This is a genomic window from Streptomyces sp. NPDC026062 (assembly GCF_055568375.1).
This window is the reverse complement of the sequence record NZ_JBVHOQ010000027.1, coordinates 65,266-77,543: the sequence shown is the minus strand read 5'-3', so window position 1 is coordinate 77,543 and position 12,278 is coordinate 65,266. Positions and strand designations below refer to the sequence as shown.

The window sequence follows — 12,278 nt, the reverse complement described above, 5'->3', positions numbered from 1 at the left end:
GCCGGGTCGGTCGCCGCGTCGGTTCTGGTGCGGTGGCTCATACTCTCACGAGGTGTGCACTAGGCACATGGTGTGTATGACACATTAGGCATGTACGATGCACGTCGCTGTCCCGGTAGCCGGGACCACGACCCCCAAGGAGTCCCTCCTCATGGATGCCCCCCAGCCGACAGCCCGATCAGGAGGCGTGGTCGCCACGCTCGCCTTCGCCGGCACCGTGGCTGCGGTCATGCAGACCCTGGTCACCCCGCTCATCGCCGAGCTGCCGAAGATCCTCGACACGTCCGCGTCCAACTCCGCCTGGGTGATCACCGCCACTCTGCTGGTGTCGGCGGTGTGCGTACCGGTCTCCGGACGGCTGGGCGACCTGCTGGGCAAGCGCCGGATGCTGCTCGTCTGCGCGGTGCCGCTCTTCGTCGGCTCGGTGGTCTGCGCGATCTCGTCCACCGTCGTTCCCATGATCGTCGGACGTGGTCTCCAGGGCATGGGCATGGGCATGGTGCCCCTCGGCATCGCCCTGCTCCGTGACGTGGTGCCGAGGGAGAAGCTGAGCTCCTCCATCGCGCTGGTCAGCGCCTCTCTCGGTATCGGTGGCGCGCTCGGCCTGCCGATCGCGTCCGCCGTCGCCCAGTACGCGAACTGGCGGGTGCTGTTCTGGGGTTCGGCCGTGCTGGCCCTCGCGATCTTCGCGCTGATCTGGTTCCTGATCCCGGACGTCCCGGCCGCCGCCAAGGGGCAGCGTTTCGACATGCCCGGCGCCCTCGGCCTGGCCGTCGGCCTGGTCTGCCTGCTCCTCGCCGTCTCGAAGGGCGCCGAATGGGGCTGGACCTCCGCGACGACGATCGGCCTGTTCGTCGCCTCCGTCGTGGTGCTCATCGCCTGGGGCTTCTGGGAGCTGCGGACCAAGGACCCGCTGGTCGACCTGCGCACCACGGCCCGCCCGCGCGTGCTCATCACCAACGTGGCGTCGCTCTTCGTCGGCTTCGGCATGTACGCCGGAATGCTGATCGCCCCGCAGCTGCTGCAGTTCCCCGAGGCCACCGGCTACGGCCTGGGCCAGTCGATGCTCCAGGCGGGTCTGTGGATGGCCCCCGGTGGCGTCATGATGATGATCGTCTCCCCGTTCGGCGGGAAGCTCACCGATGCCCGCGGTCCGAAGTTCACCCTGATCAGCGGGGTGCTGGTCATCGCGGCGGCCTACGGCCTGGGCATTGCGCTGATGGGCTCCGCCTGGGGTCTGATGCTGTTCCTCATGGTCAGCAGCAGCGGTGTCGGTCTCGCGTACGGTGCGATGCCCGCCCTGATCATGAGCTCGGTCCCGGCGTCCGAGACGGCCGCCGCCAACGGGTTCAACACCCTGATGCGTGCCCTCGGCACGTCGATCGGTGCGGCCGTGATCGGCGCGGTCCTCGGACAGATGACCACGGAGACGGCCGGTTTCACCTTCACCTCCGAGGCCGGGTTCCGTACCGGCCTGATGTTCGGCTGCGGTGTCGCTCTGATCGCCGTGCTGATCTCGGCGTTCATCCCGGCCGTCCGCGCGTCGGCCGCCGCCGGTGAGCAGACCGACGAGGCCGCCTCGCCGGAGGTCGCCGCGGCCAAGGGCTGACCCGCTCCCGGTCCCGTAACGGCGAACTGCCCGGCTCCGTCCCCGACATGGGGTCCCGGAGCCGGGCAGTTCGGCGTCATGGCGGCCCGGGACGGTCCCCCGGAGTCCCGCTTCCGCGGTGGTCGGCGCGCTACTTGAGATCGAGGATCTGCTCCAGCGGGTCGATCGCGAAGTAGACGAGGAAGAGTGCCGCGGTGCCCCAGAGCAGCCAGTGGACCTCACGGGCCTTGCCCAGGCACGCCTTGATGACGACGTAGGTGACGAAGCCCGCGCCGATGCCGTTGGTGATGGAGTACGTGAACGGCATGACGGTGATGGTGAGGAACGCCGGGATGGCGAGGTCGTAGCGGTCCCAGTCGATGTGCTTGACCTGGGTCATCATCAGGAACCCGACCGCGACGAGCGCGGGCGAGGCGGCCTGCATGGGCACGATGGTCAGCAGGGGGGCGCAGAAGAGCGCCAGGGCGAACATGCCGCCCGTGATGAGGTTGGCGAACCCGGTGCGGGCACCCTCACCGACACCGGCGGCGGACTCGACATAGGTGGTGGCCGACGACGAGGAGGCGGCGCCACCGGCGACCGCGGCCGCGCCGTCGATGAGCAGGACCCGGCCGAGGCCCGGCACCTGTCCCCGCTCGTCGAGGAGTCCGGCCTCGGCGGTGACGCCGACGACGGTGCCCATCGTGTCGAAGAAGTCCGACAGGATGAGGGTGAAGATCAGCAGGATGACCGTCAGGACGCTGATCTGGCCGAACGAGCCGAACAGGTCGAACTTGCCGAGCAGCCCGAAGTCGGGGGCGGCGACGGGCTTGTCGGGCATGGACGGGACGGTCAGGCCCCAGACCTTCACGTCGGCGACCGAGTTCACGATGATGGAGATGACGGTCATCGCGACGATGCTGATGAGGATGGCGCCCTTGACCTTGCGGGCGAGGAGGACGATCGTCGTGATCACACCGAGGCAGAAGATCAGCATGGGCCACCCGGTGAGGGTGCCGGTGCCGAGCTGTACGGGAACGGTGGTGTTCGCCGCGTCCGGGATGCGGGTGACGAACCCGGCGTCGACGAAACCGATGAACGCGATGAACAGGCCGATGCCGACACTGATGGCTTGTTTGAGGGCCTGCGGGATGGCGTGCATGATCGCTTCGCGCAGACCCGACGCCACGAGTATGCAGATCAGGACGCCTTCGAGGACGATGAGGCCCATCGCCTCGTCCCAGGCCATCAGGGGCGCGACCTGGTAGGCGACAACGGCGTTGATGCCCAGGCCCGCCGCCAGGGCGAGCGGGAGGTTGCCGCCGACGCCCATGATCAGGGTCATCACCGCGGCCACGAGGGCGGTCGCCGTCACCAGCTGAACGGTGTCCAGCTGGTCGCCGAACTTGTCCTTCGCGCCGCCGAGGATGATCGGGTTGAGCACGAGGATGTACGCCATGGTGAAGAACGTGGCGAAGCCACCACGGATCTCCCGGCCGTAGGTCGATCCGCGTTCGGTGATGCGGAAGAACCGGTCGACGGCGCCGTCACCCGATCTGGTCGGTGGTGTCTCGGCCGGGCTGGTCTTGCTGGGGTGCATGGAAATGTCTCCTGGGCATGCAACGGACAAGGGGGAAAAGGCGGAGCCGCTGCTGCCCGGCACGAGTGGCAGGCAGTTGTGCGAACACGCGTGCGGCGCCTTGCGAGCGGATCATACGTGCCATGGCCGCGCGCTCAAGGGCCTTGCCCCATACCGTTGTTGATGACTCAAAAGCACCTGTCGCTTCCTACGGAATCGTCGGTGATCTATGGAGTCAAACCGTGATTCAGGCGACACGGGTTATGGATTTTCTGGTGACGATGCCCATACGTTCTGTGTGTGCACCCTCCACCCCCTTTCAACGCGCGTGCTGCCCGGGCCTTGCGTGAAAAGCTCGGAATGGCTCACGGTCACGTTGCTTACGCAATGAGGGCCTCCTTCGGGACGGCTCACGTCTCTCCCGAACACATCGCGGCTTGGGAGCGTGGCACCGCACTGCCCGATCCTCATGAACTCGCCGCGCTGGCAGGCGCGTTGTGGTGTCACCCCAGCGAGATCATGGGGCACCCGCGCACGTTGCGCGAGCACCGCATCGCCTGCGGGATCTCGGCCGAGGCCGTCGCCCAGGGCACGGGTCTGCCCCTGGACGCCTACCTCCGCATGGAGGAGAGCGGCCGGTGGACCGGCGACCACAGGCAGTCCGCGAAACTCGGCAGCCTGCTCCGGCTCCCGCCGCGCGACCATGTCGCCATCACAGGGCTGGAGGACGAACTCGCCCGGCTGCTCACCGAGGCCGTGAGCACCCGGTGGCAGGCGCATGTCCGTGCCATCGCCAAGCTCATCTCCGTGGACCGCAAGCGGCTGCACGAGCCGCTGGACGCCATGTACAACGAGTACCAGGCCCTCCTGGCGGCCACCCTGAGCCGGGCCAGCGGCAGCACCGCTTCCGGTGAGGACGGGCGACGCTATGTCGAGGAGATCGTCGACCGCTTCTGGGCCGGGCTGGCGGAGCACTCGTAGCGGGTCCGCCTCTGTCCGGGCCGACGGACGGCCGTAGCGGGTCCGCTGCTGTACGGGCCCGCGGAGCGGCAGCCGTAGCGGGTCCGCCTCTGTCCGGGCCGGGTACCGGGCCGTCCCGGACCGGGTCATCGACGCGACGGCGGAAGCCGCACCGCCCTCCCTCCCCCCGGCCTGCGTGCCGCGCCGCCCCCGAGGAACCTCCCCGCCACCCCTGAGGCCCCGCCCTGCTGCACCGGGCGCCGGGTGTCCGGGCCGAAGCCCCTCAGCAGGGCCTTTTCGTGGCGCCGTGCCCTTGCGCCGCGCCACCCGGTTGCGCGGACCCGTGGGCGCGACCCCTGAGACACCGGCCCCACTGCGGGGCCGGACCCTTAGGGGTAGCTCCTTAGCTGTGGCCAGGGGCCGTTCCTCCCGGCGGAGGACGTGGCCGGCCCGCTCTGCTCCGTAGCGTGTTCCTACACCGGCGCCGCAGCACGACAGCGGCAGACCACAGGGGGAGGGGTGGGGAAAACCCCACCTGAAGACTGCGCTGGGCACCAGCGCGCCGGACCCCCTCGAGCGACCAGACTTCACAGCAGAACGACGACAAACCGTCGCCGTCCGACATAGGAGAAAAACCGTGACAACGGCTGTAACCATTCCCAGGCACGGGGGCACTGGAGGGCGTACGGCCGTGGCTGCGAGGGCGCGGCAGGTCGTCAAGGCGTACGGGACGGGCGAGACCCGTGTCGTCGCGCTCGACCACGTCGACGTGGACATCGACCGAGGCCGGTTCACGGCCATCATGGGCCCGTCCGGCTCCGGCAAGTCCACGCTGATGCACTGCCTCGCCGGACTGGACACCGTGACCTCCGGTCAGATCCACCTCGCCGAGACCGAGATCACCGGGCTCAAGGACAAGAAGCTCACTCAACTGCGCCGGGACCGCATCGGCTTCATCTTCCAGGCGTTCAACCTCCTGCCGACGCTCAACGCGCTGGAGAACATCACGCTGCCGATGGACATCGCCGGCCGCAAGCCGGACGCCGCCTGGCTGCGGCAGGTCGTGGAGACCGTCGGCCTCGCCGAGCGCCTCAAGCACCGGCCGACGGAGCTCTCCGGCGGCCAGCAGCAGCGCGTCGCGGTGGCACGGGCACTCGCCGCCCAGCCGGAGATCATCTTCGGTGACGAACCGACGGGCAACCTGGACTCCCGGGCCGGTGCCGAGGTGCTGAACTTCCTGCGCAAGTCCGTGGACGAGCTGGGCCAGACCATCGTCATGGTCACCCACGACCCGGTCGCCGCCTCCTACGCCGACCGCGTGCTCTACCTCGCCGACGGACGCATCGTCGACGAGATGGCCAACCCCACCGCCGACCAGGTGCTGGACCGCATGAAGGACTTCGACGCGCGCGGGCGGACGTCATGACCGTCTGGAAGACCTCGATGCGCAACTTCTTCGCGCACAAGGGACGCATGGCGCTCTCCGCCGTCGCCGTCCTGCTGTCGGTGGCGTTCGTGTGCGGCACGCTCGTCTTCACCGACACGATGAACACCACGTTCGACAAGCTGTTCGCCGCGACATCGGCCGACGTCACCGTCAGCCCGAAGACCGCCAAGGCCGACGACATCCCCGAGAGCGGCAAGCCCCAGTCGCTGCCCGCCTCCGTGATCGCACAGGTCGAGAAGGCCGACGGCGTGAAGAAGGCCGAGGGCGCCGTCTCCAGCTCGTCGGTCACCGTCGTCGACAGCCACAACAAGAACATGGGCTCCGACACGGGCGCCCCGACCCTCGCCGGCAACTGGACCACCAACGACCTGCGGTCCATGGAGATCACCTCCGGCCACGCCCCGCGCGGCCCCACCGAGGTCATGGTCGACGCCGACACCGCGGACAAGCACGGCCTCAAGATCGGTGACGAGCTGCGCACCATCGCGGCCACCGGTGACATCAGGGCGCGCATCAGCGGCATCGCCACGTTCAAGGTCACCAACCCGGGCGCGGCCATCGTCTACCTCGAAACGGCCACCGCCCAGCAGAAGCTGCTCGGCAGCGCCGATGTCTTCACCCAGATCGCCGTCACCGCCGAACCCGGCGTCAGCGACGCCCAGTTGAAGCAGAACGTCACCGCCGCGCTGGACGGCTCGGCCGCGTACAAGGTGCGGACCCAGAAGGAGGCCGCGGAGGACAACAAGGACTCCATGGGGTCGTTCCTCGACGTCATGAAGTACGCGATGCTCGGCTTCGCCGGGATCGCCTTCCTCGTCGGCATCTTCCTCATCGTCAACACCTTCTCGATGCTGGTCGCCCAGCGGACCCGCGAGATCGGCCTGATGCGGGCCATCGGCTCCAGCCGCAAGCAGGTCAACCGGTCCGTGCTGCTCGAAGCGGTGCTCCTGGGCATCGTCGGGTCGGTCCTGGGCGTCGCCGCGGGCGTCGGCCTCGCCGTCGGACTGATGAAGGTCATGGGCGCCATCGGCATGGAGCTGTCCACCGGCGACCTCACCATCGCCTGGACGACCCCGGTGGTCGGACTCGCCCTCGGCATCATCGTGACCGTCCTCGCCGCCTACATCCCGGCCCGCCGGGCCGGCAAGGTCTCCCCGATGGCAGCGCTGCGCGATGCCGGAACACCGGCGGACGCCAAGTCCGGATGGGTCCGGGCCGGCATCGGCCTGGTTCTCACCGGCGGCGGCGCGGCAGCCCTGTGGGCGACGGCGCGGGCGGACAGGGCGAGCGACGGCTCGCTCCTCCTCGGCCTGGGCGTGGTCCTCACCCTCGTCGGCTTCATCGTCATCGGCCCGCTGCTCGCCGGGATCGTCGTACGGGCCCTCAGCGTCGTCGTCCTCCGGTTCTTCGGCCCGGTCGGCCGGCTGGCCGAGCGCAACGCCCTGCGCAATCCGCGCCGGACCGGTGCGACCGGCGCGGCCCTGATGATCGGGCTGGCCCTGGTGGCCTGCCTGTCGGTGGTGGGCTCCTCCATGGTCGCCTCGGCCACCGACGAGCTGGACAAGTCGGTGGGCGCGGACTTCATCATGCAGTCCTCCACCCCCGGGCAGCTGATCGTGCCGCAGGCCGCCAGGGCGCTGGAGACCGTACCGGGCATCGAGCACGTCACGGACTACAAGGTTCTCGGTGCGAAGCTCACCAACCCCGACGGATCGACGACGGACGAGCAGGTCACCGCCGCCGACCCGACGTACCCGAAGGACCTGCGGCGGGAGACCGTCGCGGGTGAGCTGAGCGCCGCCTACGGCGAGAACGCCATGTCGGTCGGCGACGACTACGCCACCGCGCACGGCATCGAGGTCGGTGACACGCTCACCGTCGCGTTCAAGGCCGGCCAGGCGGCGAAGCTGAAGGTCGCGGCGATCACCTCGGACGACACGACCGTGGACCAGGGCGCGATGTACCTGAGCATCACGACCGCCGAGAAGTACGTCCCAGCCGACCGGATGCCCCAGAACATGATCATGTTCGCCAAGGCGCAGGACGGCAAGGAGAAGGAGGCCTATGCCGCGCTGAAGGAGTCGGTCAGCGCCTACCCGACGTACAAGGTGCAGAATCAGGCCGACTTCAAGCAGGACCTGAAGGACCAGATCGGCCAGTTGCTGAACATCGTCTACGGCCTGCTCGCCCTGGCGATCATCGTCGCGGTGCTCGGGGTCGTGAACACCCTGGCCCTGTCCGTCGTCGAGCGGACCCGGGAGATCGGCCTGATGCGCGCCATCGGTCTCTCCCGCCGCCAGCTGCGCCGGATGATCCGGCTGGAGTCCGTGGTCATCGCCCTGTTCGGCGCCCTGCTCGGCCTCGGCCTGGGCATGGGCTGGGGCACCTCGGCCCAGAAGCTGCTGGCCCTGGAAGGTCTCGGCGTCCTGGAGATCCCCTGGCCGACCATCATCACGGTGTTCGTCGCCTCGGCCTTCGTCGGACTGTTCGCGGCGCTCGTCCCGGCCTTCCGGGCCGGACGGATGAACGTCCTGAACGCCATCGCCACGGACGGGTGAGGCGAGCGGTCCGCATAGACTGACGGTTCCGGCCCCGGGGCGTTCCTCCAAACGCCCCGGGGCCGGATTCCGTAGGTCGCCGCCCCGTCCGGAATTCGTGTGTACGGACCCCGGCCGTGCGGCGTGCAGCCCGGTTGCGGGCGCGGCTGTCGTGCCGGAGTCGTAGGCTGGTGGCGTCCCCGGCCGGGCCGGGGGTGGTTTCCGGATCAGGCCGGATCGGGCTCGCGCGGGCGGGAACGCACATCTGCGGCGTTGTCGTCGGGCGCCACCCCGTGTGCGCTCCTCCCCCGCCTCGCAGCCGCACGGACCGGCCCGCGCTCCCTGATCCGGACCGATCCGGAAACCACCCCCGGCCGGGCCGGGCACTTCGCGTTTCCCCTGGCAGCGGCCGGCTGCCGGATCCTCGCCCTCGTTACCCGGACGGAAGCCCTTTCATGAGCCTGCACGGTCTGCTGGATGTCGTCGTACATGACCCGGCGCTGTCCGAAGCGGTGAAGGCCGCCGGGGACGGTCACCGGATGCACATCGACCTGGTCGGCCCGCCCGCCGCGCGGCCCTTCGCCGTGGCGGCGCTGGCCCGGGACACCGGACGGACCGTGCTCGCCGTCACCGCTACCGGGCGCGAGGCCGAGGACCTGGCCGCCGCGCTGCGCACCCTGCTGCCGCCGGACACGATCGCGGAGTTCCCGTCCTGGGAGACGCTGCCGCACGAGCGCCTGTCGCCCCGCTCCGACACCGTGGGCCGTCGGCTGGCGGTGCTGCGGCGCCTCGCGCACCCCAGGAAGGACGACCCGGAGACGGGGCCGGTCTCCGTCGTCGTCGCGCCGATCCGGTCCGTGCTCCAGCCGCAGGTCAAGGGGCTCGGCGACCTGGAGCCCGTATCGCTGCGGATCGGGCAGAACGCCGATCTCGGCAAGACCGTCGACGCGCTGGCGGCAGCCGCCTACTCCCGGGTCGAACTGGTCGAGAAGCGCGGCGAGTTCGCAGTGCGCGGCGGCATCCTGGACGTGTTCCCGCCGACCGAGGAGCACCCCCTGCGGGTGGAGTTCTGGGGCGACGACGTCGAGGAGATCCGCTACTTCAAGATCGCCGACCAGCGGTCGCTGGAGATCGCCGAGCACGGGCTGTGGGCGCCGCCCTGCCGTGAGCTGCTGCTGACCGACGAGGTCCGCGAGCGTGCCGCCACGCTGGCCGAGGCCCACCCCGAGCTGGGCGAACTCCTCGACAAGATCGCCGAGGGCATCGCGGTGGAGGGCATGGAGTCCCTCGCCCCGGTCCTCGTCGACGACATGGAGCTGCTGATCGACGTCCTGCCCGAGGGCTCCATGGCCGTGGTGTGCGACCCCGAGCGGGTCCGTACCCGGGCCGCCGACCTCGTCGCCACCAGCCAGGAGTTCCTGGAGGCGTCCTGGGCGGCCACCGCGGGCGGCGGCGAGGCCCCGATCGACGTGGGCGCGGCCTCCCTGCGCGGCATCGCGGACGTCCGCGACCGGGCCCGCGAGCTGAACATGATGTGGTGGTCCCTCTCCCCGTTCGCCGCCGACGACGAGCTGACGCAGGCGTATGCCGCTGCCGCGGCGGGGGACACCCTCAAGCTCCGGATGCACGCCCCGGAGGCGTACCGGGGCGACACCGCCCGCGCGCTCGCCGACACCAAGGGCTGGCTGGCCGAGGGCTGGCGCACGGTGTACGTCACCGAGGGCCAGGGGCTCGCCTCCCGTACCGTCGAGGTCCTGGGCGGCGAAGGCGTCCCGGCCCGCCTGGACGCGGACCTGGGGGAGATCTCCCCGTCCGTCGTCCATGTCTCCTGCGGCGCGATCGACCACGGCTTCGTCGACCCCGAGCTGAAGCTCGCCGTACTCACCGAGACGGACCTCACCGGCCAGCGCACCGCCACCAAGGACCTGGGCCGGATGCCGGCCCGCCGCAGGAAGACCATCGACCCGCTGACGCTGGAGACGGGCGACTACATCGTCCACGAGCAGCACGGCGTGGGCCGCTACATCGAGATGGTGCAGCGCACCGTGCAGGGCGCCACCCGCGAGTACCTGCTCGTCGAGTACGCCCCCGCCAAGCGCGGCCAGCCGGGCGACCGGCTCTACATCCCCACCGACCAGCTGGAACAGGTCACCAAGTACGTCGGCGGCGAGGCACCCACCCTGCACCGGCTCGGCGGCGCCGACTGGACCAAGACGAAGGCGCGCGCCAAGAAGGCCGTCAAGGAGATCGCCGCCGACCTGATCAAGCTCTACTCGGCCCGGATGGCGGCCCCCGGACATGTCTTCGGCCCGGACACCCCGTGGCAGCGCGAACTGGAGGACGCCTTCCCGTACGCGGAGACGCCCGACCAGCTCACCACCATCGCCGAGGTCAAGGAGGACATGGAGAAGTCCGTCCCCATGGACCGGCTGATCTGCGGCGACGTCGGCTACGGCAAGACGGAGATCGCGGTCCGCGCGGCCTTCAAGGCCGTCCAGGACGGCAAGCAGGTCGCCGTCCTCGTCCCCACCACCCTCCTCGTCCAGCAGCACTACGGCACCTTCACCGAGCGCTACTCCCAGTTCCCCGTCAACGTACGGGCGCTGAGCCGCTTCCAGTCGGAGTCCGACTCCAAGGCGACCCTCGAAGGGCTCCGCGAGGGCTCCGTCGACCTCGTCATCGGCACCCACCGTCTCTTCTCCTCCGAGACGAAGTTCAAGGACCTGGGCCTGGTCATCGTCGACGAGGAACAGCGCTTCGGCGTCGAGCACAAGGAGCAGCTGAAGAAGCTCCGCGCCAACGTGGACGTCCTCACCATGTCCGCGACGCCCATCCCCCGTACGCTCGAAATGGCGGTGACCGGCATCCGCGAGATGTCCACGATCACCACTCCGCCCGAGGAGCGCCACCCGGTCCTCACCTTCGTCGGCCCGTACGAGGAGAAGCAGATCGGCGCCGCCATCCGGCGTGAACTGCTCCGCGAGGGCCAGGCGTTCTACATCCACAACCGCGTCGAGTCGATCGACCGCGCCGCCGCCCGGCTGCGCGAGATCGTCCCCGAGGCGCGGATCGCCACGGCCCACGGCCAGATGTCCGAACAGGCCCTGGAACAGGTGGTGGTGGACTTCTGGGAGAAGAAGTTCGATGTCCTGGTCTCCACCACGATCGTCGAGTCCGGCATCGACATCTCCAACGCCAACACCCTGATCGTGGAGCGCGGCGACAACTTCGGCCTCTCCCAGCTCCACCAGCTGCGCGGCCGCGTGGGCCGAGGCCGCGACCGGGGCTACGCCTACTTCCTCTACCCGCCGGAGAAGCCGCTCACCGAGACGGCCCACGAGCGCCTCGCCACGATCGCCCAGCACACCGAGATGGGCGCGGGCATGTACGTGGCGATGAAGGACCTCGAAATCCGCGGCGCGGGCAACCTTCTGGGCGGCGAACAGTCCGGGCACATCGCGGGCGTCGGCTTCGACCTGTACGTACGCATGGTCGGCGAGGCGGTCGCGGACTACCGGGCCTCGCTCGAAGGCGGCGTGGAGGAGGAGCCGCCGCTGGAGGTCAAGATCGAGCTCCCGGTCGACGCACACGTCCCGCACGACTACGCGCCCGGCGAGCGGCTGCGCCTCCAGGCGTACCGCTCCATCGCCTCGGCCTCCTCGGAGGACGACATCCGCGCGGTGCGCGAGGAGCTGACCGACCGGTACGGCAAGCTGCCGGAGCCGGTCGAGAACCTGCTCCTGGTGGCGGGCCTGCGGATGCTGGCCCGTGCCTGCGGGGTCGGCGACATCGTGCTCCAGGGCTCGAACATCCGCTTCGCGCCGGTGGAGCTGCGCGAGTCGCAGGAGCTGCGGCTGAAGCGGCTGTACCCGAAGACGATCATCAAGCCCGCCCTGCACCAGATCCTGGTGCCGCGTCCCACGGGCGGCAGGATCGGCGGCAAGCCGGTGGTGGGACGTGAACTGCTCGCGTGGACGGGGGAGTTCCTGACGACGATCCTGGGGTCGTGAGTGAGCGCTCGGTGTGACGTCGCCGCCGGGTCGTGAGAGGGGCGTGGGGGGGGGGGGGGGGGGCCCCCCCCCGCCCCCCCCCCCCCCCCGGGGGGGGGGGGGGGGGGGGGGGGGGGCGCCCCGCGGGGGGCCCCGCAGGGGGCCCCCCCAACGCGGG

General features: G+C 70.0%; 6 protein-coding genes. 5 read left to right on the top strand and 1 reads right to left on the bottom strand.

All coding sequences use genetic code 11. From position 1 onward, the window contains the following. The first annotated feature begins 151 nt into the window (after positions 1 to 151). Positions 152 to 1,609 (top strand): MFS transporter, encoded by a 1,458-nt coding sequence (locus ACZ4LX_RS24030; RefSeq protein ID WP_467650396.1) that lies wholly within the window; start codon positions 152 to 154, stop codon positions 1,607 to 1,609. 130 nt (positions 1,610 to 1,739) lie between these two features. Here ACZ4LX_RS24030 and ACZ4LX_RS24025 read toward each other — a convergent pair whose 3' ends face one another. Then, positions 1,740 to 3,188, bottom strand: a complete 1,449-nt coding sequence (locus ACZ4LX_RS24025; RefSeq protein ID WP_467650397.1) for an NCS2 family permease — start codon at positions 3,186 to 3,188, stop codon at positions 1,740 to 1,742. A 339-nt stretch (positions 3,189 to 3,527) separates the two neighbouring features. Here ACZ4LX_RS24025 and ACZ4LX_RS24020 point away from each other — a divergent pair, with 339 nt between their 5' ends. The 4 genes from ACZ4LX_RS24020 to mfd all read left to right on the top strand — a co-directional run bounded on the left by ACZ4LX_RS24020 (position 3,528) and on the right by mfd (position 12,121). Then, positions 3,528 to 4,148: a helix-turn-helix domain-containing protein gene (locus ACZ4LX_RS24020; RefSeq protein WP_467650398.1), complete on the top strand. Its 621-nt coding sequence runs from the start codon at positions 3,528 to 3,530 to the stop codon at positions 4,146 to 4,148. Between the two features lie 616 nt (positions 4,149 to 4,764). Then, complete coding sequence (locus ACZ4LX_RS24015; protein WP_467650399.1) at positions 4,765 to 5,553, top strand: ABC transporter ATP-binding protein; 789 nt, start codon at positions 4,765 to 4,767, stop codon at positions 5,551 to 5,553. Beyond that, positions 5,550 to 8,132 (top strand): ABC transporter permease, encoded by a 2,583-nt coding sequence (locus ACZ4LX_RS24010; protein WP_467650400.1) that lies wholly within the window; start codon positions 5,550 to 5,552, stop codon positions 8,130 to 8,132. The genes ACZ4LX_RS24015 and ACZ4LX_RS24010 overlap by 4 nt, the downstream gene beginning before the upstream one ends. Before the next feature lie 434 nt (positions 8,133 to 8,566). Beyond that, the gene (mfd, locus tag ACZ4LX_RS24005; RefSeq protein WP_467650401.1) at positions 8,567 to 12,121 is read left to right on the top strand and encodes a transcription-repair coupling factor; all 3,555 of its coding nucleotides are present in this window, start codon (positions 8,567 to 8,569) and stop codon (positions 12,119 to 12,121) included. Positions 12,122 to 12,278: the final 157 nt, after the last annotated feature.